Origin of the sequence: Flavobacterium sp. K5-23 (genome assembly GCF_023278045.1) — a bacterium.
Classification (GTDB): Bacteria; Bacteroidota; Bacteroidia; order Flavobacteriales; family Flavobacteriaceae; genus Flavobacterium.
The window spans coordinates 227,009-249,566 of record NZ_CP056783.1 but is presented as its reverse complement, the minus strand read 5'-3'; the positions used below and the strand labels follow the sequence as shown (position 1 = coordinate 249,566).

The 22,558-nt window shown below is 33.0% G+C and carries 20 protein-coding genes; 16 read left to right on the top strand and 4 right to left on the bottom strand.

Translation table 11 applies throughout. The features are described 5' to 3' along the window. The first annotated feature begins 16 nt into the window (after nucleotides 1–16). On the top strand, nucleotides 17–1,603 hold the full coding sequence (locus tag FLAK523_RS01155; protein ID WP_248905622.1) for a hypothetical protein: 1,587 nt from the start codon (nucleotides 17–19) through the stop codon (nucleotides 1,601–1,603). Nucleotides 1,604–1,724: 121 nt separating this feature from the next. Further along, entirely contained in the window at nucleotides 1,725–3,701 is a 1,977-nt protein-coding gene (gene dnaG / locus FLAK523_RS01150; RefSeq protein WP_248905620.1) for a DNA primase, read from the top strand. Between the two features lie 114 nt (nucleotides 3,702–3,815). Here the strand turns inward: dnaG and FLAK523_RS01145 are convergent, their stop codons facing one another. Continuing rightward, nucleotides 3,816–4,445: a response regulator transcription factor gene (locus FLAK523_RS01145; RefSeq protein ID WP_248905613.1), complete on the bottom strand. Its 630-nt coding sequence runs from the start codon at nucleotides 4,443–4,445 to the stop codon at nucleotides 3,816–3,818. A gap of 90 nt (nucleotides 4,446–4,535) precedes the next feature. Continuing rightward, complete coding sequence (nadE, locus tag FLAK523_RS01140; protein ID WP_248905610.1) at nucleotides 4,536–5,336, bottom strand: NAD(+) synthase; 801 nt, start codon at nucleotides 5,334–5,336, stop codon at nucleotides 4,536–4,538. A gap of 99 nt (nucleotides 5,337–5,435) precedes the next feature. Between nadE and gldB the strand changes: the two genes are divergently transcribed. Then, nucleotides 5,436–6,392, top strand: a complete 957-nt coding sequence (gene gldB, locus FLAK523_RS01135) for a gliding motility lipoprotein GldB (RefSeq protein WP_248905609.1) — start codon at nucleotides 5,436–5,438, stop codon at nucleotides 6,390–6,392. Then, nucleotides 6,392–6,727 carry a gliding motility protein GldC gene (gene gldC, locus FLAK523_RS01130; RefSeq protein WP_248905607.1) on the top strand — a complete coding sequence of 112 codons (336 nt, stop codon included), beginning with the start codon at nucleotides 6,392–6,394 and terminating at the stop codon, nucleotides 6,725–6,727. Before gldB ends, gldC begins: the two co-directional genes overlap by 1 nt. A 74-nt stretch (nucleotides 6,728–6,801) precedes the next feature. Here the strand turns inward: gldC and yihA are convergent, their stop codons facing one another. Beyond that, nucleotides 6,802–7,422, bottom strand: a complete 621-nt coding sequence (gene yihA / locus FLAK523_RS01125) for a ribosome biogenesis GTP-binding protein YihA/YsxC (protein WP_248905604.1) — start codon at nucleotides 7,420–7,422, stop codon at nucleotides 6,802–6,804. 19 nt (nucleotides 7,423–7,441) lie between these two features. After that, on the bottom strand, nucleotides 7,442–8,227 hold the full coding sequence (locus tag FLAK523_RS01120; RefSeq protein WP_248905596.1) for an alpha/beta fold hydrolase: 786 nt from the start codon (nucleotides 8,225–8,227) through the stop codon (nucleotides 7,442–7,444). Nucleotides 8,228–8,605: 378 nt separating this feature from the next. On the opposite strand from FLAK523_RS01120, the gene FLAK523_RS01115 reads away from it, so the two are divergent. From FLAK523_RS01115 to ftsA, 12 genes are all read left to right on the top strand, one after another. Continuing rightward, nucleotides 8,606–9,079: a division/cell wall cluster transcriptional repressor MraZ gene (locus tag FLAK523_RS01115; protein WP_248905593.1), complete on the top strand. Its 474-nt coding sequence runs from the start codon at nucleotides 8,606–8,608 to the stop codon at nucleotides 9,077–9,079. Next, a complete protein-coding gene (gene rsmH / locus FLAK523_RS01110) occupies nucleotides 9,054–9,962 on the top strand; it encodes a 16S rRNA (cytosine(1402)-N(4))-methyltransferase RsmH (RefSeq protein WP_248905591.1) in 909 nt (302 codons plus the stop codon). The genes FLAK523_RS01115 and rsmH overlap by 26 nt, the downstream gene beginning before the upstream one ends. A 67-nt stretch (nucleotides 9,963–10,029) precedes the next feature. Next, on the top strand, nucleotides 10,030–10,377 hold the full coding sequence (locus tag FLAK523_RS01105) for an FtsL-like putative cell division protein (protein WP_248905580.1): 348 nt from the start codon (nucleotides 10,030–10,032) through the stop codon (nucleotides 10,375–10,377). Then, on the top strand, nucleotides 10,368–12,371 hold the full coding sequence (locus tag FLAK523_RS01100; RefSeq protein WP_248905578.1) for a penicillin-binding protein: 2,004 nt from the start codon (nucleotides 10,368–10,370) through the stop codon (nucleotides 12,369–12,371). Before FLAK523_RS01105 ends, FLAK523_RS01100 begins: the two co-directional genes overlap by 10 nt. After that, a complete protein-coding gene (locus tag FLAK523_RS01095) occupies nucleotides 12,368–13,831 on the top strand; it encodes a UDP-N-acetylmuramoyl-L-alanyl-D-glutamate--2,6-diaminopimelate ligase (RefSeq protein WP_248905576.1) in 1,464 nt (487 codons plus the stop codon). The genes FLAK523_RS01100 and FLAK523_RS01095 overlap by 4 nt, the downstream gene beginning before the upstream one ends. A gap of 66 nt (nucleotides 13,832–13,897) precedes the next feature. Beyond that, nucleotides 13,898–15,127, top strand: coding sequence for a phospho-N-acetylmuramoyl-pentapeptide-transferase (gene mraY, locus FLAK523_RS01090; protein WP_248905574.1), 1,230 nt, complete (start codon nucleotides 13,898–13,900; stop codon nucleotides 15,125–15,127). A gap of 1 nt (nucleotide 15,128) precedes the next feature. Beyond that, complete coding sequence (gene murD, locus FLAK523_RS01085; protein WP_248905572.1) at nucleotides 15,129–16,460, top strand: UDP-N-acetylmuramoyl-L-alanine--D-glutamate ligase; 1,332 nt, start codon at nucleotides 15,129–15,131, stop codon at nucleotides 16,458–16,460. Between the two features lie 74 nt (nucleotides 16,461–16,534). Continuing rightward, nucleotides 16,535–17,824 (top strand): FtsW/RodA/SpoVE family cell cycle protein, encoded by a 1,290-nt coding sequence (locus FLAK523_RS01080; RefSeq protein WP_248905562.1) that lies wholly within the window; start codon nucleotides 16,535–16,537, stop codon nucleotides 17,822–17,824. Nucleotides 17,825–17,943: 119 nt separating this feature from the next. Further along, nucleotides 17,944–19,032 (top strand): undecaprenyldiphospho-muramoylpentapeptide beta-N-acetylglucosaminyltransferase, encoded by a 1,089-nt coding sequence (murG, locus tag FLAK523_RS01075; RefSeq protein WP_248905561.1) that lies wholly within the window; start codon nucleotides 17,944–17,946, stop codon nucleotides 19,030–19,032. Between the two features lie 45 nt (nucleotides 19,033–19,077). Next, on the top strand, nucleotides 19,078–20,427 hold the full coding sequence (gene murC, locus FLAK523_RS01070; RefSeq protein WP_248905559.1) for a UDP-N-acetylmuramate--L-alanine ligase: 1,350 nt from the start codon (nucleotides 19,078–19,080) through the stop codon (nucleotides 20,425–20,427). Continuing rightward, nucleotides 20,414–21,136 (top strand): cell division protein FtsQ/DivIB, encoded by a 723-nt coding sequence (locus FLAK523_RS01065; protein ID WP_248905557.1) that lies wholly within the window; start codon nucleotides 20,414–20,416, stop codon nucleotides 21,134–21,136. Before murC ends, FLAK523_RS01065 begins: the two co-directional genes overlap by 14 nt. Before the next feature lie 6 nt (nucleotides 21,137–21,142). Beyond that, on the top strand, nucleotides 21,143–22,513 hold the full coding sequence (ftsA, locus tag FLAK523_RS01060; RefSeq protein ID WP_248905555.1) for a cell division protein FtsA: 1,371 nt from the start codon (nucleotides 21,143–21,145) through the stop codon (nucleotides 22,511–22,513). Nucleotides 22,514–22,558: the final 45 nt, after the last annotated feature.

The following is a 22,558-nucleotide window of genomic DNA, read 5'->3' as shown; positions in this document are numbered from 1 at the left end:
ATCAAAAATCGAAATCATGCAAAAAATTATTTTATTTACATTAATAATGTTGGTTACTATGGTAGCCAAATTAAATGCTCAAGAATTAGAACGCTCTGTAGAATGGAGTTATAGAGAACCTCTTCCTGGAAGTTACGAATTGGGGCCTGAGAACAATCCTGAATTTAACAATCAAAATATTTATACCATTAAATCAATTAAAAGCAAAATTAGTGGTTTTGGGAATATTATGAAAACCATAAAATCAGATTTGTACTTAGGGAAAACGATTAAAATGACTGGTTATGTAAAAAGTGAAAATGTAAAATCTTGGGCAGGACTCTGGATGCGTGTTGATTATTATGATGCTGTTGTTCTAGCTTTTGATAATATGCAAAATAGAGGAATTAAAAGAACAACTGATTGGATTAAATATGAAGTTGTTTTGTTTGTTCCTTTAGAAGCAACATCAATTTCTTATGGGGTTTTATTAGACGGAACAGGACAAGTTTGGTTTAAAGATGTAGTAGTTGAAGTAGTTGATGACACAGTCCCAGAGACTGGAAGTATCAAAGGAAGAGCTCACAAAGTAATTTCATTTGAGAAAAGAGCAAAAGTAATTGGTGATGAAATTAAAAAAATTACTGACAATCAGAAAAATGCTTTAAAAGTTGAAATTGATGCATTAGACAAGGAAGTTGAAAAAGGATTGATTTCTAAGCAAAAGGGGGAAGAGCTTAAAATGAAAAAAGCAGAAGAACGCGCTGCAAAGATTGATGCACAAGTAGCTATAGAAGAAGGGAAATTAAGTCAAGTGATTCAAGATCAAGTTGAGGGAAAGATAGAAGAAGAAAGTACAAATAAAAGAGGAGGAACAATGCTTATTATTGGCACAAGTAATGACTCAATTGGAAAGAATAAGACTGAAATTAACTTAACCTCATTGAAAGTGTACAATGGTCAAGATGATAAGTTAAAACGACATTATAAAAGAACCACATCGCAAATTGTTTTTGCGACAGGTTTAAATAATTTAGTTGCTGATAAAAGTATTCAAAAATCAGATTTCAGGTATTTAGGATCTCATTTTTATGAATGGGGTTTGACTTATAATACAAGAATACTTAAGGATGCTAATTTATTACATGCAAAATATGGCTTGTCTCTTATGTATAATAATCTTCGTGCCACAAATAATAGAAGTTTTGTAGTGAATGGAGCTCAAACAAATTTAGAAGTGAATCTAGTCTCTCAGGGAGATTCAAGGTTTAGAACAGTTTCACTAGTTGTTCCATTACATTTAGAGTTTGATTTTTCTAAATCTAAAGAAAGAGACGGAACAACGTATTTTAAAACTCATGATGCATTTCGCGTTGGTTTTGGAGGGTATGTTGGAGCTAATTTAAAATCGAAACAAATTTTAAATTATGATATTGCCGACTATAAAACAAGAGAAATTGTTAGGGGAGACTTCAATACAACGGATTTTGTTTATGGGCTAAGTACTTACATAGGGTATAAATCTACTAGTTTGTATGTGAAATATGATTTGAACCCGTTGTTTAAAAACAATGTTGTTAAACAAAATAATGTTTCTTTAGGAGTACGATTTGATTTCAATTAAGATTTATTTGAGTTAGTTTTTTGTATTTTTAAAAACCCTTTTAGAGTTTCAAACTTTAAGAGGGTTTGCTTCTTTAAAACTTTGTAACTTTGGCCCTTTATAACTTTGATACTATATTAATTTGATTTCAAAAGCTACAATAGATACTGTTTTCGAAACCGCTCGTGTTGAGGAGGTTATTGGTGATTTTGTTCAGCTTAAACGGGCAGGAAGTAACTTTAAAGGTTTGAGTCCGTTTTCTGATGAGCGTTCTCCATCGTTTATGGTCTCACCTGTAAAGCAAATATGGAAAGATTTTAGTACGGGAAAAGGAGGTAATTCTGTTGCGTTTTTGATGGAGCATGAACATTTTACTTATCCGGAAGCAATTCGCTATTTGGCTAAAAAGTACAATATTGAAATCGAAGAAACGGAACAGTCTGATGCTGAGAAAGCAAATACCGATACAAGGGAAAGTATGTATCTGGTTTCTGAATTTGCAAAGAATTATTTTCACAATACACTTTTAAACACCGAAGAAGGTAAGGCAATAGGATATTCTTATTTTAAAGAAAGAGGATTCACTAATGACACCATTAAGAAATTTAGTTTAGGGTATTCACCTGAAACCTGGGACTCTTTTACAAAAGAAGCTTTAGGGAAAGGATATAAATTAGAATTTCTTGAAAGTACAGGTTTGACTATCCCAAAAGACGACAGGCCTTTTGACCGTTTCAAAGGACGTGTAATGTTTCCTATACAAAGTATGTCGGGAAGGATTCTTGGTTTTGGGGGAAGGATTCTTTCGAATGATAAAAAAGCAGCTAAGTATCTCAATTCACCTGAAAGTGATATTTACCATAAGAGCAAAGTGTTGTATGGTATTTTTCAGGCTAAACAATCCATAGCCAAATTAAATAATTGTTATTTAGTTGAAGGATACACGGATGTAATACAATTCAATCAAGCAGGAATAGAAAATGTTGTTTCTTCTTCAGGAACTGCTTTAACTCCTGATCAAATACGATTGGTTAATAGGTTGACAAAAAACATAACTGTTCTTTTTGATGGTGATGCAGCTGGACTTCGTGCTTCCATTCGAGGAATCGATTTGATTCTTGAAGAAGGAATGAATGTGAAAGTGTGTACTTTTCCTGATGGAGATGATCCTGATAGTTTTGCTAAAAAAACCTCGCATGATGATTTAATTGCTTATTTAGATAATAACGCAAAAGATTTTATACAGTTCAAAGCATCCCTTTTAATGGACGAAGCCAAGAACGACCCAATTAAGAAAGCCGATTTGATTCGGGACATGGTTGTAAGTATTTCTAAAATACCGGATAGAATTCAACGCGAAATTTACATACAGGAATGTTCTCGAATAATGGATATTTCGGAACAGGTATTGGTAAGTACTTTAGCGCAGTTAACTCAAAAAGATGTTGCAGATGTTGCAAAAAAGCAAAAATCAGAACAAAAATCATTTGAAGTAATAAAAAATGAAAACCCAGAGACAGTTGGGAAAGTAGATGTTTTAGGTAACGTAGAACGCGAAATAATCAGATTCCTTTTACTGTATGGTAATAGAAATGAAAATTTTGAAGAAATTTTTATGAAATCAAATGATGAAGGTGAAATTATTGAGGTTTCAGAATTCAAAGAGTCAAAAGTTTTCCAAAAAATATTTTTAAGTTTACAAGAAGACGAAATAGAGTTTGCTAGTCCAGTTTTTAAAGTTATTTACGAAGATTTGATAAATTATTATCTTCAAAATGAAAATTCTGGAGTAGAAAAGTACATTAACCATTTACAAGCTGGTGTGCCGCAAGAAATAACTACTATTATGATGGAAGATGAAAAATATGTTCTGCATGACTGGATAGGACAAAATATAATTCCAAAAACAATAGAAGAAACATTAAATCAAGGTGTGTCAGATACTTTGTTTACCCTAAGGTGGTTTTTGATAAGTGAAATCATCGATAATTTAAAAAATGCTATCTCAAATGAGCCAGGTTCAGATAATGTTGAGTCGTTATCAATGGTGATGAGCTACATTGAATTAAGAGGGAAATTCTCGAAAAAATTAGGTAGAGTTGTGGTTCGTTACCATTGATTAATTGTATCTAAAAAACTCCACATCATCTGGATAAGATAATGCGGAGTGTATTATTATAAATCAAGAATGCAATAGCTTGACTATTTTTTAATTAGATAACCCCAAAAGTTATTAAACTATTTCTAGTTTTTTTGCCTTGTTGACTAAATCAACTAAGTTTGTAACGTTAAGTTTTGTAAGTAATCTTAATTTATAAGTACTTATCGTTTTTTCGTTTAAACCAAGAATATCAGCAATTTCGTGATTCTTCTTACCACCACTTAAATAACGTAAAACTTCTACTTCACGATTTGAAAGTTTTCGGTACAAACGTTCGCTTTTGCTTTGTTTTGCAATTAAAGCTAAGTTTTTCTTAACGGTTTCATTGATAATTATCTTTCCTTGATTTACCTTAATAATCGATATTCCTAATGTTTCTAGTTTCTCTTTTTTATGAACAAATCCTGAAACCCCAGCTTTGATAGCATTAGGCGCATATATTTGCTCCGAAAGACCACTGTAGATAATGATTTTTGTTTTCGGAAAATTTTTAATTATTGCTTTAACTTCAAAAATACTGGAAAGACCTTCTAATTCTAAGTCTAAGATTAAAACATCTATATCTTTAGTAAGGAGTATATCCCGGATCATCAAAAAGCTACCTACATTGGCAACAATTGAAATTTCAGCGTGATCTTTAAAAAAAGATTTTACGCCAAAGTGTACTACTGGGTAGTTATCTGCTAAACAAACTTTAATCATGGTATTTAATTTTGAGGGTTGTTTGTCAAAATGATTTAATAAAATTAGTGAAAAATAAGTTAGAATGCAATTTTTTTTGGAAAAAATATCTTACATCTTATTTATTTCACAAACTGGTATTGCGTTCATTTTGTGTTGGTTGGCTTTATTCAAGCATTTATATATTTCAAAAACTGTTTTCTTTCTTCCTGTAAAATCATCAGCGCTTTTTCCTGACTCATTTTCTTTCATAGCCCATTCTAGTTCGTCGTAACTTGCTCCAAGTTGCTCCTCGTCTGATCTTTCGTCTCCAAATAATCCATCCGAAGGAACCGCATTTAATATAGTTTCCGGAACTTGTAGTAAAGCTCCTAGAGCAAATACTTCCGATTTCATCAAATCAGCTATCGGACTTAAATCTACTCCTCCATCGCCATATTTGGTATAAAAACCAACGCCAAAATCCTCTACTTTATTCCCTGTACCGGCAACAAGCAATTTATGAACCCCTGCATAATAATACAATGTGGTCATGCGTAATCTCGCTCGAGTATTGGCAAGAGTAAGATGTAAGATGTCTTTTTTAAATTCTAAAGGAACTTCTTTTTTAAATGATTCGAATAATAATGTTAAATCAGTTTCAATGTTGGTTACATTAGGGAATCTTTTTTTTAATTGTTCTATATGCTCACGTCCTCTATTAACATGGCTTTGAGGCTGGTGAATTGGCATTTCTACACATAATACCTTTAATCCGGTTTGAGCACATAAAGTTGAAGTTACAGCTGAATCAATTCCTCCTGATATACCTATTACAAATCCGTTGACATTTGCATTTTCAGCATAAGTCTTTAACCAGTTTACAATATGTGTATTTACTTTTTCAAGCTGAGAAGAACTTATTTTAGTCATATTTTATTCATGTATTAAAAAGGAGCAATGTATATTTGTAAAATAAATTTAGAGGGTATTATCTCTTTTTTTTTACAAATTTAATTAAAAAAACATGATATGAAAATATATCTAGGCTCTCTTGCATTATGTTTGCTGTTTTTATGCTGTGGCAAGAACAATAAGACAGAAAAAGCTGACAGTGAATTAGCTATGTCAATAAATGTGGTTCGTTTTGATAAAATATTTTTCGAAACTCCTCCTCAGGATTTAAATAAAGTAAAAGAAGAATTTCCCTTTTTTTTTTCGCCAGGAAATAATGACGAAGTTTGGTTAGAAAAAATGCAAAATCCTCTTTGGAGAGAATTGTATGGTGAAGTTCAAAAGAAGTTTCCTGATTTTGAAAATAAGGAGTCGGAACTAGAGGATCTTTTTGTAAATATTAAACATTATTTTCCTAAAACTCCCACGCCAAAAGTGATTACTGTAATTTCAGAAATGGATTATAATAATAAGGTTATTTATACAGATAGTCTGGTGATTGTTTCTCTTGAGATGTATTTAGGGAAAGATCATAAATTTTACCAGTTTCCAAATTATATAAAACAAAATTTTGAACCTAATCAAATCCTTCCGGATGTAGTGTCGAGTTTTTCGGTTCAGAAAATAAAACCATCGAGCGAAAAGAGTTTGTTATCCCAAATGATTTATTCAGGGAAGAAATTGTATATGAAGGATAAATTACTGCCTGATTACGCTGATAATAATAAAATAGGGTATAGTCCAGAACAAATTGCTTGGTGTGAGGAAAATGAGGGGTATATTTGGCGCTATTTTATTGAAAAAGAATTGTTGTATAGTTATGATCAAAAACTAGCCTCTCGTTTTATTAATCCGGCTCCATTCTCTAAATTTTATTTGGAAATAGATAATGATTCCCCGGGTCAAGTTGGGGGATGGATTGGTTGGCAAATTGTTCGGTCATATATGAATAACAATGAAGTATCTTTGCAGCAATTATTGGATACAAGTCCTAAAGAAATTTTCGAAAAATCAAAATATAAACCTAAGAAATAATGTCAGATAAAAACAGATCAGAAATAAAGTTCCTAGTTGAATTAGATGAAAACCGTGTTCCGGAAAAATTAATGTGGTCCGCTAAAGATGGCGGTGTTGAATTAGATGAAGCAAAAGCTATTATGTTGTCTATATGGGACGGTAAAGCTAAAGAAAGTATGCGTATCGATTTATGGACAAAAGACATGCCGGTAGACGAAATGAAGATTTTCTTCCACCAAACATTGGTAGCCATGTCTGATACTTTTCACCGTGCTACTGGTGATGAGAAAATGGCTGATACGATGAAGGACTTCTGCGAATATTTTGCTGAAAAGCTCGAGTTGAAGAAGTAATCCTTTTCTGAAAAAAAATCCCAAAACATAAATTTTATGTTTTGGGATTTTTTTTGTTTAGAATGATATTGGAATTAAAAACCAGTATCATTTTTGTTAACTTCCTGATTCACTTCGTCAATGTAATTTAAAACATCTTCTTTTCCAGTGAACTCGGTTGCTGAAGTAACGAAATATTGAGGCATTTCGGCCCAGTTATTAGCGAACATTTTCTTTTTATAAGCTGCAATATGAGAATCGATTTTCACTTTACTGATTTTATCAGCCTTTGTAAATACGATGCAAAAAGGAATTTCACTTTCTCCCATATAAGACATAAATTCAATGTCAATTGCCTGTGCTTCATGACGTATATCAATTAAAACAAAAGCGCAAACTAATTGTTCTCTTGTTTCAAAATAATCAGTAATAAACTGTTGAAAAACAGATTTAGTCTTTTTGGAAACTTTAGCATATCCATAACCAGGTAAATCGACAAGAAACCAATTGTTGTTTATCAAAAAGTGATTAATCAATTGTGTTTTTCCAGGTCTTCCTGAAGTTTTTGCTAGATTTTTATGATTGGTAAGCATATTTATTAAAGAAGACTTTCCAACATTGGATCTTCCAATAAATGCGTATTCTGGTAAAAAGTCTTTTGGACATTTTTCTACTTCAGAGTTGCTAATGATAAATTCAGCAGTATTAATTTTCATACTTTCTATAGTGTAAAACCTATTCTTTATATGTAGGTACTTGTAAATTAGTTTTGTTTAACCATTCTTCTAGTATTCGATTGAATTCTTCAGGCTGCTCCATCATAGCTGCGTGTCCACATTTATCAATCCAGTAAAGAGAAGAATTAGGTAATAATTTATTAAATTCTTCGGCTACATCAGGAGGCGTTACTTTGTCGTTTCTACCCCAAATAATACAAGTTTGGACATGCATTTTTGGTAAATCTTTTGCCATATTGTGACGAATGGCACTTTTGGCAATTGTCAATGTTTTGATCAATTTAATACGGTCGTTAACCGTTGCGTATACTTCGTCTATTAATTCAGGTGTAGCCGTTTTAGGATCGTAAAAAACGTCTTCTGCCTTTTTCTTAATGTATTCGTAGTCACCTCTTTTAGGGTAACTGTCTCCCATTGCACTTTCGTAAAGTCCAGAACTTCCAGTGATTACAAGGCCAGACACTTTTTCTGGATACATTTTAGTATGGTATAAAGCGATATGACCTCCTAAAGAGTTTCCTAGAAGAATTACTCGATCTAAATTTTTGAAAGTGATAAAGTTTTTTACGTAAATAGCAAAGCTCTTAACATTTGTTTTCAAAATGTTTTGAGTGTAAATAGGTAAATCGGGTATAATGATTTTATATCCTTTATTAGAAAAATAATTAGCAACAGCATCAAAATTGCTAAGGCCTCCCATTAAACCATGTAATATAACTATTGGAATTCCTTCACCTGCTTCGTAATAACTGTATATGCCTTCTTTTTTATAGTATTTTTCCATTTCTTTTTATGCCAATTTCAATTTGCAACAAATATAGGGTTTAATAAATTAAAAAGAATTTTTGATATAGTTTTTTGTATTATAATTCTTTTTTTTTATAGTTTTTGTTTTGGTTGCAATTTATTTTTCAACATTTCAGTTTTATTAATTGCACTAATTTTCGATTGTTTTTCAAAAGGAATTTCATCTATTGATCCTACACTTTTTTACAAATAGAATATTCTTACAAGTAAAATTTAAATACCTTAATGTGTTGATTGTCTATAAACTAAGGGTTTTTGGTTGAAAGTGGTTAAACTTATTAACAAAGTGGTAAATAGTGGTAAATAGTGGTAAAAATTTTATATTTTTGCTCTGAATCATTTTAAACTAATTTACTTGAATACAATTGTAGGGACATACGAGTGTAAAGTCGATGCTAAAGGGAGGGTGTTATTGCCTGCGCCTTTAAAAAAGCAATTGACGTTATCTCTTCAGGACGGTTTCGTTTTGAAGCGCTCCGTGTTTCAGCCTTGTTTAGAATTGTATCCAATGGTGGAGTGGGATTTAATGATGGTAAGAATTAACAAGCTAAATCGATTTTCTAAAAAGAACAATGATTTCATCAGAAGGTTTACTGCCGGGGTGAAGATAGTAGAAATAGATTCTTTAGGACGCTTGTTAGTGCCTAAGGATTTGGTTGGTTTTGCAAGTATTACTAAAGATGTGGTTTTTTCTTCTGCAGTTAATATTGTGGAGATTTGGGATAAAGATTTATACGAGGAATCGATAAATGGTCAAGATGTAGATTTTGCAGAATTGGCTGAAGAAGTAATGGGTAATATAAATGACGACGACAATGGAATATCATAATCCGGTTTTGCTTCACGAATCTGTGGATGGTTTAAATATTAAGCCTGATGGCATTTATGTTGATGTCACCTTTGGTGGTGGAGGACATTCAAAAGAAATATTAAGCAGATTAGGGCCTAATGGAAAGCTGTTTGCTTTTGATCAGGATGAAGATGCTTTAGCAAATGCATTACCTGATGAAAGATTTGTTCTTATAAATGAAAACTTCAGGTTTATCAAACGTTTTTTACGTTTTTACGGTGTAAAAAGTGTTGATGGTATTCTAGGGGATCTTGGTGTTTCTTCTCACCAGTTCGATGTAGCTGAACGTGGTTTTTCTACTCGTTTTGATGCAGACTTGGATATGAGAATGAGCCAGAAAAATGATCTGAATGCAAACAAGGTTGTAAATGAGTATGATGAAGCAGATTTAAAAAGAGTGTTTTTGGATTATGGAGAATTGAAAAACGCTACTGTTTTAGCACGAACAATCGTGGATGCGCGTGAGGTACAGCCAATTAAAACTACGGATGAATTAAAAGAAGTTTTGGCGAAACATTTGCCAGAAAGAGTTAGGAATAAAATATTAGCTCAAATCTATCAAGCTATTAGAATTGAAGTGAATCAAGAAATGGATGTTTTGAAAGAATTTCTTGAGCAGTCATTAGAGATCTTGAATCCAGGAGGAAGACTAAGTGTTATATCGTACCATTCGCTTGAAGATAGGTTAGTGAAGCGCTTTATGAAAAACGGAATGTTTGAGGGAGAACCAGAGCGTGACTTTTTTGGTAATTTCTCTGTTCCTTTTAAAACAGTTGGAAAGTTAATAGTTCCCAATAATGAAGAGATTAAGATCAACAATAGAGCAAGAAGTGCAAAACTAAGGATTGCCGAAAAACGATAGTTATAAGGATCAGGAAATCTTTTCTTCGTCCTATAATTGAAAGCTTAAATCTGTAATGTAGAGAGAGATGAAAAACGGAGTTTATAGCTTGTTGAAAGCGAGGTTTCTAATAAATGATGATGCTGTTAAGAATTGGCGTTTTATCGTTTTTGTAATTGCTCTTGCAATAATTATGATTGCAAATACACAACGATATGAACAAAAGGTATTTAAAATCGCAGAATTATCTAATCAAGTAAAAGAGTTGAGGTCGGAATTTGTAGATCGTCGTTCACAATTGATGAAATTGAAAATGGAATCGACTGTTTCTGATAAAATGCTTGAAAAACAAATATTCCCTTCAACGGTTCCTCCAGTTAAAATAAAAGTAATAAAAGAAGAAGAAAAAAGTTTCTTTAAAAAAATATGGCAGTAGAAGATAAATACATATCGTACAGGATCTATCTCGTTGCATTTGCTATTTTTTTGATAGCAATTGCAGTAGCTGTGAAATTAACAAACATTCAATGGGTTGAGGGTGATTATTACAGACAATTAGCCAAAGAAAGAACAGTACGGAACTTTGTTATACCTGCAAATAAAGGAAATATTTATTCGGCTGATGGAAGTTTATTGGCGACATCTATTCCTAATTATGTAATACGTTTTGACGCACTTGCTCCTAAAACTGAAGTTTTCGAAAAAAATGTAGAAGCATTATCGGATTCATTGGCTACAGTATTAGATAAGTCAAGTAGTTTTTATCAAAATGAACTAAGAAAAGCAAGGGCTAACAATAATCGTTACTATTTAGTTGCGCGTGATTTAAGCTATACTGAATATGTGAAAATTAAAGGGTTTCCTTTATTTAAATTAGGCGCTTTTAAAGGCGGAATAATTGTTGAGCAAAGAACAGTAAGGGAACATCCGATAGGTAAAATTGCTGAAAGAACAATTGGATACGAACGAAAAGGAGCTGGTGGTTCACATAATGGGAAAGGTATAGAATGGGCTTTTAAAGAATATTTGAATGGAAAAGACGGTAAAATTCTCAAACAAAAAATAGCTAAAGGACAGTGGAAGCCTATTCGTGATGTAAATGAAGTGGATCCACAAGATGGCTATGATGTTATTTCGACTATTGATGTTTTCATTCAGGATATAGCACATCATGCTTTATTAAAACAATTAGAAGATTATCAGGCCGATCATGGATGTGTAGTTGTTATGGAGACGCATACAGGTCAAGTAAAAGCAATTTCAAATTTAGGAAGAGCAAAGGACGGTAGCTATTACGAAACTACTAATTATGCTGTAGCTGAATCTCATGAACCGGGTTCTACATTTAAATTAGCTGATTTAATGGCGCTTCTGGAAGATAAAAAAGCGGATACTAGCACAGTTTATGATAGCAAAGGTGGAGTAATTGTTTATTCAGGAAGAAAAGTTCGTGATTCTCATGAAGGAGGTTATGGGAAAATTACATTAGCAAGAGGTTTTGAGCTTTCTTCTAATACGGTTTTGGTTCAGGCAGTTTACAATGCTTATAAAGACAATCCGTCAAAATTTGTAAACCATCTTAATAATTTTGGATTAAATAAACCATTAGGGCTTTCGATTAAAGGGGAAGGCCGACCTTTTATTCCACAACCAAGTGATAAAAACTGGTCGAATATTTCACTTCCATGGATGGCTTTTGGGTACGGAGTTTCGATTACCCCAATGCAAACATTAGCTTTTTATAACGCTGTTGCGAATAACGGAGAGTTGCTTAAACCACAGTTTGTTTCTGAAATAAAAGAATGGAACAGGACGATTAAGAAATACGATAAAGAAGTTTTGAATCCTAGAATTTGTTCTCAGGAAACAATATTAAAATTGAAAGCAGTTTTATTAAACGTTGTAAAAAAAGGAACAGGTTCAAAATTATTTTCGAAAGATTTTTCAATGGCTGGAAAAACGGGGACAGCGCAAGTTAATTATGCTAAAGATGGAGGTGCGGGTAAATATTATGCTTCTTCATTTGTGGGTTATTTCCCTGCTGACAATCCTAAGTATTCTTGTATCGTAGTGGTGCATAAGCCTAGTACAGTAAATAATAATTATTATGGTGCTGATGTTGCGGGGCCTGTTTTTAAAAGAATAGCTCAAAAGATTTTTACAGATGTGCCCTCGACAAACGAGATTAAAAATTTAGAAAGAAAAATTCCTAAGCAGGAAAATAATTATAATAACTATTTTGCAAAGTTACAAAAACAACAGCATTCAGTCCCAAATGTTAAAGGGATGCCAGGAATGGATGCAATTGCTTTGCTGGAAAATTTAGGATTAAAAGTAAAATCTGTTGGGGTTGGGAAGGTTAAAGAACAATCGCTTCAGGCAGGTCAGAATATAATAAAAAACACAACTATAACATTAGAATTATTGTGATTATACTAAAAGACATATTATATAAAGTAGCCATCGATGCTGTAAAAGGATCGACGGAAATTTCAGTTAATAAAATTGAATTTGATTCTAGAAAAGTAGAATCAAATGATGTTTTTGTAGCCATTCGTGGTTCAATATCTGATGGACACAGTTTTATTGAAAAGGCGATCCAATTAGGTGCAAATACAATTGTTTGTGATGTTTTACCTGAAACATTGTCAGAAGGGATTACATACATAAAAGTGGATGACACTAATAAAGCACTTGCCTTTATGGCTGCAAATTATTTTGGGAATCCATCAGCTAAACTTAAATTAATAGGTATTACGGGAACAAATGGTAAAACAACCATTGCTTCTTTATTGTATCAACTGTTTAAAAAAGCAGGATTTAAAGTAGGATTGTTATCTACAGTGAAAAATTTAGTTGACGATATTGAATATAAAGCGACGCATACCACTCCAGATTCAATTTCAATTAATCATTATTTAAACGAGATGATTGAGGCAGGTGTTGAATTCTGTTTTATGGAAGTAAGTTCTCATGGAATTCATCAGAAAAGAACAGAAGCTTTACATTTTACTGCAGGGATTTTCACTAATTTATCTCATGATCATTTAGACTACCATCCCACTTTTGCAGAATACAGAGATGTGAAAAAAGCGTTTTTTGATAATTTACCTAAAACGGCATTTGCCATAACAAATTCTGACGATAAAAACGGTCAGATCATGTTGCAAAATACTGTTGCTAGAAAACTAACATATGCTTTAAAATCATATGCTGATTATAAAGCACAAATTTTAGAAAATCAATTATCTGGTTTATTATTGAAAATAAACGGGAATGAAGTTTGGGTAAAGTTAATGGGGACTTTTAATGCTTACAACCTATTAGCAATTTACGGAACTGCTGTAGAACTTGGTATTGACAGCTTGGAAGCCTTACGATTATTATCTGAGTTGGAAAGTGTTTCGGGACGTTTCCAATATATTGTTTCTAATACAGGTGTTACTGCCATCGTGGATTATGCACATACTCCGGATGCATTAGAAAATGTATTAAAAACCATTGCTGATATTCGAACTAATAACGAACAACTAATCACAGTTGTAGGTTGCGGAGGAAATAGAGATAAAACCAAACGCCCAATTATGGCTGCAATTGCCACTGAACTGAGTGATAAAGTTATCCTTACTTCGGATAATCCAAGAAATGAAGACCCGGATGTAATAATCGGTGAAATGGAACAAGGGATTGCTTCTCAAAATCTTAAAAAAGCATTGTCTATAACAGATAGGAAGCAGGCTATAAAAACGGCTTGTCAATTGGCTCAGCCAAATGATATTATTTTGATAGCTGGAAAAGGACACGAGACTTATCAGGAAGTAAATGGAGTTCGTCATGATTTTGACGACATGAAAATTATTAAAGAAATGTTAGAACAACTTGGGAAATAGTTCGGATGCATTTCGAAGAATTACAATAACAAAAGATAACCAAATCACCAAATAAACGACAAACATATGCTGTATTATTTATTTGAATATTTAGACAAAACATTAGATGTTCCTGGAACGGGAGTCTTTCAATATATTACTTTTAGATCTGCTTTGGCTTTAATGCTATCATTACTGCTATCTACGATTTATGGTAAAATGATCATTAATTTTCTTCGAAGACAACAGGTTGGGGAAACAGTTCGTGAGTTAGGTTTAGCTGGACAAAATGAAAAAGCTGGCACGCCAACTATGGGAGGTTTGATTATCATTTTTGCCACATTGGTTCCTGTTTTATTGTTTGCGAAATTGCATAACATATATATAGTATTACTGATTGTAACTACACTATGGATGGGTACTATTGGTTTTGTTGATGATTATATTAAAATTTTCAAGAAGGATAAAGAAGGCTTAAAAGGAATATTTAAAGTTTTTGGACAGGTTGGTTTAGGTCTGATTGTTGGTGTAGTGCTTTATTTTCACGCTGGAGTAACGGTTCGTACTGACACTGGAAAAGGAGATGTTTTTAAAGTTGCTAATTCAACGGTATTAGTTCAAGCGCCAATTGAAGAAAAATCTACAGCGACTACAATACCTTTTTTTAAGAATAACGAGTTTGACTACGCTGAATTATTGGCTTGGACAGGTGAAGGATATGAGAAATGGGCCTGGTTAATTTTTATTCCGGTTGTGATATTTATTATTACGGCGGTTTCTAATGGTGCTAACCTTACAGATGGAATTGATGGTCTGGCCGCAGGAACTTCTGCAATATCGGTTTTGGCATTGGGTATATTCACTTTTGTTTCAGGAAACATTATATTCTCTAATTACCTCAATATAATGTATATCCCTAATTCAGGGGAAATGACCGTTTTCATTGCGGCATTTGTAGGGGCTTTAATTGGATTTCTTTGGTATAACTCCTATCCGGCATCCGTATTTATGGGAGATACAGGAAGTTTAACTATTGGAGGAATTATTGCTGTGCTTGCCATTGCAGTTAGAAAAGAGATGTTGATTCCTTTATTATGCGGAATTTTTCTTGTCGAAAACTTATCAGTTGTCTTACAGGTCAGTTATTTTAAATATACCAAAAAACGCTTTGGCGAAGGCCGAAGAATATTCTTGATGTCGCCATTGCATCACCATTATCAGAAAAAGGGATACCATGAAAGTAAAATTGTAACCCGATTTTGGATTGTTGCTATCATGCTAGCCATATTGTCAATTGTTACATTAAAACTTAGATAAGATGAGACTAGTAGTTTTAGGTGGAGGAGAAAGCGGTGTAGGTACTGCGATTCTGGGTTTAAGAAAAGGATATGATGTATTTGTATCAGATTTCGGAAAAATAAAAGACAATTATAAAGAAGTTCTTACTAGTAACGGAATAGCTTGGGAAGAAGAAGGGCATACGGAACATCTAGTTTTAAATGCTGATGTGGTGATGAAAAGTCCCGGAATTCCAGAGAAGGCACCAATGGTAAAAAAACTGGTTGAGAAAGGGATAAAAGTGATTTCAGAAATTGAATTTGCTTCTCCTTTTACAAAAGCCATTACGATAGGAATAACAGGAAGTAATGGTAAAACCACTACCACAATGTTAGCTTATCACTTGCTGAAATCTGCGGGTTTGAATATTGGACTTGGTGGAAACATCGGAAAAAGTTTTGCCTTACAGGTCGCTGATGACAAGTTTGATTCTTATGTGCTTGAATTAAGTAGTTTTCAGCTGGACGGTATTGTAGATTACAAGCCACATATAGCTATAATCACTAATATAAGCCCTGATCATTTAGATCGTTATGATTATAATTATCAAAATTATATTGATGCCAAGTTTAGAATTACAATGAACCAAACCGAGGACGATTTCCTTATTTATGATGCTGATGATGAGGCCATTTCTGAATGGTTGACAAAAAACACAACGAAAGCGAAACTAATCCCTTTTTCATTGACAAAAACATTCAACGAAGGAGCATTTTTAAAAAATAACAGTATGGAAGTAAAGATTAACCACGAAGAGTTTGTAATGGAAACGGAACACATTGCTTTAGAAGGGAAACATAATTTAAAAAACGCAATGGCAGCAACCTCTGTGGCAAAATTGATGCAAATAAGAAACGCAACAATTCGTGAGAGTTTATCAAATTTTCAAGGTGTTGAACATCGATTAGAAAACGTATTGAAAATTCAAAACGTACAATATATCAATGATTCTAAAGCGACTAATGTAAATGCAACTTTTTTTGCTTTAGATAGCATGAATGCACCTACAGTTTGGATTGTTGGTGGTGTTGATAAAGGGAATGATTACAATGAATTAATGTCTTTGGTTCGTGAAAAAGTAAAAGCTATTATCTGCTTAGGTGTGGATAACAGAAAAATAATTGACGTTTTCGGGAATGTGGTTGATATAATGGTGGAAGTTAACAATATGAATGACGCCGTGAAAATGGCTCAGCGTTTGTCTGAAAAAGGAGATATGGTTTTATTATCACCAGCTTGTGCAAGTTTTGATTTGTTTGAAAGTTATGAAGACAGAGGAAACCAATTTAAGCATGCAGTAAAGAATTTATAGAAAAGTTTATAGAAAAGTTTAATGTTGATCAATTTTAAACTTTGAACAAAATGAAACTTTAAACAAAAACTAAAATGAAAAAACTAATAGGTAATTTAAAAGGAGATAAAGGGATATGGTCATTCGTGGCTTTATTAGCCTTGTTTTCGTTTATGCCTGTTTTTAGTGCTAGTAGTAATTTGGCTTATTTAGGTCATGGAACAGGAAACACTTTAGGGTATCTTGTAAAGCATTTTGCTCATATATGTATTGGTTTTTTAATTATTTATCTAGTTCACAGAGTTCCTTACCATTATTTCAGGGCGATTTCCAAAGTTGGTTTACCTATAGTATGGATTTTACTGGGGTACACTTTGATTAAAGGAACAGTAATAGCTGGGGCTAATGCCAGTAGGTGGATACAGCTTCCTTTTATTGGGATATCTTTTCAAACATCTACTTTGGCAGCAATAGTATTGTATATTTTTGTTGCCCGTTATTTGTCTAAGACAAGAGAGGAGCCTGTTACTTTTAAGGCTTCATTTATAGAACTTTGGTTGCCTGTGTTTTTAACATTGGGTTTAATATTACCAGCTAATTTTTCTACCACGGCACTTATTTTTTCAATGATATTGATGTTGGTATTTGTGGGTAAATACCCAATGAAATACATCGCTATAATTGTTGGTTCCGGATTACTTCTACTTGCTTTTTTTATTCTTTTATCTAAAGCTTTTCCTGATTCTAAATTCTTTAGCAGGGTAGGTACTTGGGGAAACAGAATTGAAAATTTCACAACTGATAAGCCAGATGAGGATGATTACCAAATAGAAAAAGCAAAAATTGCTATTGCATCTGGAAAAATATATGGGCTGGGACCAGGGAAAAGTGTTCAGAAGAATTTCTTACCTCAGTCCTCCTCAGATTTTATTTATGCAATTATTGTAGAAGAATACGGTCTTATTGGAGGGATAGGAGTTCCGATTCTTTATTTGTTGTTACTATTCCGTTTCGTAATTGCTTCCCATAAAGCCAATACGCTATTTGGCAAACTAGTAGTCATAGGGCTCGGGTTTCCAATGATTTTTCAGGCGATGATTAATATGTGTGTTGCCGTTGAGTTATTACCTGTGACCGGCCAAACCCTTCCCTTAATAAGTAGTGGAGGAAGTTCTATCTGGATGACTTGTTTTTCACTAGGGATTATTATAAGTGTAACCAAGAAAGAGGAAGAAATTGCTGAGGAGCTTAAAGAATCTGCTATAAGAGAAGAAGCACTTCAAAAATTAATAGACGCCCAGATTGCTTCTGAAAATGAAGAAGAAGAAAGTTATTCTATAGAAGATAAAGTGACCAATCCAATGAATGCTGTTATGAATAAATAAATTAAAGTTTGCTTAAGAAAGTAACTTGGTTTAGTTAACATATAATAAACATAAAAGGAATTCAAAAAAACATTAGTACTGTTACTATCGAAACTGATTACTATTTTAACTTAACATAAATGGCAAAATATAAATTCATATTAAGTGGTGGTGGAACTGGAGGACATATCTATCCTGCTATTGCTATTGCAAATGAACTTAAGTTTCGTTTCCCAGATGCCGAATTCTTATTTGTAGGTGCCAAGGATAAAATGGAAATGCAAAAAGTACCTCAGGCGGGTTATGAAATCAAGGGCCTTTGGATTGCAGGGTTACAGCGAAAACTAAGTTTGCAAAATGCTATGTTCCCTTTCAAATTAATGAATAGTTTATGGGAATCAAGAAGGATAATTAAAGATTTCAATCCTGATGTAGTTATTGGTACTGGAGGTTTTGCAAGTGGTCCGCTTTTAAAAATGGCCAGTATAATGAATATACCAACAGTTATTCAAGAGCAAAATTCTTATCCTGGAATAACTAATAAATTATTAAGTAAAAAAGCAAATGCAATTTGTGTTGCTTATGAAAATTTGGAACGATTTTTTCCTAAAGAAAAAATGATCTTAACGGGTAATCCGGTACGTCAAGATTTAATTGATGTTGAAGGTAAAAGAGAAGAAGCAATACAGTTTTTTAAATTAAACCCGAATAAAAAAACACTATTAGTTCTTGGAGGCAGCCTTGGGGCTAGAAGAATTAATCAGTTGATCGAAAAGGAACTTAATAATATAATTTCTCAAAATGTTCAGATAATATGGCAATGTGGAAAATTGTATTTGGAAGATTATAAAAAATATTCTAATGAAAATGTACAGGTTGTCGCTTTTATTGAAAGAATGGATTTAGTTTATGCAGCTGCAGATGTTGTTATTTCAAGAGCGGGCGCATCATCTGTTTCGGAGTTGTGTATTGTGGGAAAACCGGTAATATTTATTCCTTCTCCTAATGTTGCCGAAGATCATCAGACAAAAAACGCTAATGCAATTGTAGCTAAAAAAGGAGCTTTATTATTAAAAGAAGCTGATTTAGATTCCCAATTTAGTCTTGTTTTTGAGGCTTTAATAAAAGATCAAGGAAAACAGAGTCAGTTGAGTGATAACATAAAAAAATTAGCAAGACCTAAAGCAACCAAAATAATTGTTGATACAATTATTGAATTAATAAAATAATACATTACAAATTAGGTTTCCAGCCTTGAACTATAAAAGAAGAATATGAATTTAAATCAAATACATAACGTCTATTTCATCGGTATTGGTGGTATTGGTATGAGTGCTTTGGCTCGTTATTTCAAAACTATTGGGAAACAAGTTTCTGGTTACGATAAAACACCGACTGCTTTAACTAGTGAATTAATCGAGAGCGGAATTTCTATTCATTTTGAGGATAGTATTGATTTAATACCAAAAGAGTATTACATAGAAAACACATTGGTTATAATAACACCAGCTGTTCCTAAAACACATTCGGAATGGAATTATTTTATAGAAAGAGAGTATCATGTTAAAAAGAGAGCTGAAGTTCTGGGTATAATTACTAAAGACACTTTTTGTTTTGCAGTTGCAGGTACACATGGAAAGACAACTACTTCCAGTATTTTAGGTCATATATTGTATGAATCAGGCGCTGATGTAACCGCTTTTATAGGTGGTATAGTTGAAAATTATAATTCGAACTTAATAGGGACTGGTAAAACGGTGACAGTAGTAGAGGCTGATGAATTTGATCGTTCGTTTTTGCATTTACATCCGGATATTGCTTGTATAACATCAATGGATGCAGATCATCTGGATATTTATGGTACAAGTGATGCAATAGAGGAATCTTTTATTGAATTTGCTGCCAAAGTTGAAGACACAAATAAATTATTTATTACTAAAGACCTACCGCTTAAAGGAATTACAGTTGCTGTAAATGAAGAAGCGGTTTATAATGCATTTAATGTCAGAATTGAAGACGCAAGTTATGTGTTTGATGTTCAGACACCAACAGAGGTTATAAAAGATTTACATTTCGGGTTACCCGGAAAACACAATTTAATGAATGCTTTAATGGCTGTTGCAATGGCAAAAACCTACGGCACCCCAACCGAAAACATCGCAGCGGCCTTAGCTTCATTCAAAGGAATTAAAAGAAGATTTTCATATCAAATAAAAACGGATAATTTAGTTTATATAGACGATTATGCGCATCATCCTACCGAAATAAATGCGGTAAACCAGGCTGTACGGGAATTATATCCTAATCAAAAAGTATTAGCTGTTTTTCAACCTCATTTGTTTAGCAGAACTAAAGATTTTGCTGATGATTTTGCTACAAGTTTAGCTGCATTTGATGAAGTGATACTTATGGATATTTATCCAGCTCGGGAATTGCCTATGGAAGGAATCACATCAGAATGGTTATTGGGTAAAATAAATAATGATAATAAAAAGTTAGTTCCGAAAACGGAAATAGTTTCTTCAATATTAGAATCTAATGCCTCAGTAATTGTCACAATTGGAGCTGGAGATATTGGTGAATTAGTAAATCCTATTAAACATGCATTAAATGAAAGTATTTAATTGGACAAATATTAGATTGTTACTCATGTTTGGGTTGGTTATTTTTCTTTTTTCGTTTAGTTCACATAGAAACGGAAACAGAAAATTAATTAAATCCACAGTTTTGTTTGTAGGAAATAATACCTTATTTTTGAAGCGCGAAACGGTTAATAAATTGTTAATAGAAAATAAAGTAAATGCTTCTAGTATTCAAAAAGATAAATTAGATTTGAATAAGCTAGAAAGTATACTAGATTCAAATGATATGATTGAAAAATCAGATGTGTTTGTCAGTGTTGATGGTATACTAAAAGCTGTAGTAAAACAAAAAACTCCAGTGGCCAGGGTTTTTGATACACGGGGTTCTTTTTATGTTGATAGTGAGGGGGATAAAATGCCGTTGTCAGACAACTTTACAGCTAGAGTTCCGCTTGTTTCCGGAGTGATTGATGAAAAAAATCACGACGATTTAGCTGAGTTATTTCGAGTAATTCATAACGATCCGTTTTTGAAAAAAAACATCATTGGGATTCAAATTATGCCTAATGGTAGCTTAAAAATGTTCAATAGGAATTTTAATTACCAAATTGATTTTGGTGGAATCATAAATGTAGAACGAAAATTTAAAAATTACAAAGCTTTTTTTCAGAAGGCCGTTTTAGATAGTTCGTTGTACAATTATAGTAAAATTGACCTCAGGTTTACACAACAAGTAGTTTGCACTAAATAATAGATAATGGAAAAAGAGAACATTGCAGTCGGTTTAGATATTGGTACTACCAAAATCGTAGCTATGATAGGCAAGAAAAATGAGTACGGAAAATTAGAAATTCTGGGCGTAGGGAAATCTAAAAGCTTAGGTGTGGCTAGAGGAGTTGTAAATAATATTACACAAACAATTCAGTCTATTCAGCAAGCAATTCTGGAAGCTGAAAATAATTCAGGTTATAAAATAAAAGATGTCGTTGTGGGTATTGCTGGACAACACATACGTAGTATTCAGCATACTGATTACATAAGTAGAAATAATCCTGAGGAAGTTATCGGAGGGAGTGATATTCAGCTTTTGATTGACCAAGTTAATAAACTGGCTATGTTGCCTGGTGAAGAAATTATTCATGTCTTACCTCAAGAATTTAAAATTGATGGTCAGTCTGAAATTAAAGAGCCTATAGGAATGTATGGTGGTAGATTAGAGTCTAGCTTTCATGTTGTGGTAGGTCAAGCCTCGTCTATACGTAACGTAGGTAGATGTATTCAAAGTTCAGGTATTGAATTGTCAGGATTGACACTTGAGCCTTTAGCTTCTTCTGATGCCGTATTAAGTCAGGAAGAAAAAGAAGCGGGTGTAGCCCTGATTGATATAGGAGGAGGAACGACAGATTTGGCCATTTTTAAAGATGGGATAATTCGTCATACTGCGGTAATCCCTTTCGGAGGAAACGTAATTTCCGATGATATTAAAGAAGGTTGTTCTATAATTGAAAAACAAGCTGAATTATTAAAAGTAAAATTTGGATCAGCATGGCCAGGTGAAAATAGAGATAATGAAATTGTTTCTATCCCTGGATTAAGAGGAAGAGAACCTAAAGAAATTTCTTTGAAAAATCTTTCTAAAATTATTCACGCACGTGTTGTAGAAATAGTAGAACAGGTTTTTACAGAAATAAAAGCATACGGGCATGAAGATCCTCGTAAAAAATTAATTGCTGGAATTGTATTAACAGGTGGAGGCGCTCAGTTAAAACACATCAAACAATTAGTGGAATATATCACTGGGATGGATACGAGAATTGGGTATCCAAATGAGCATTTAGCTGGTGATTCTGATGAAGAATTTTCAAGTCCATTATATGCTACAGCTGTTGGTCTAGTAATGAATAGTATTGAGAATAAGACTCAAAGTGCTGTGAGAATGGAAGAGATAGTCGCGCCAAAAGTGCCTGTTTACCGTACTCCAGTTGTGGAAAGTTATGAAAGAGAACGTGAAGAGGTTGAAACTCTTGAGGATACAAGAAAAGAAGAATCCACAGGAGATAAAATAAAGAGATCTTTTTTTGATCGATATGTCGATAAAATAAAAGATTTCTTAGATAACGCAGAATAGGGCTAGTCCCATAAAAAGACAATAATTAATAATAAATATCAAAAA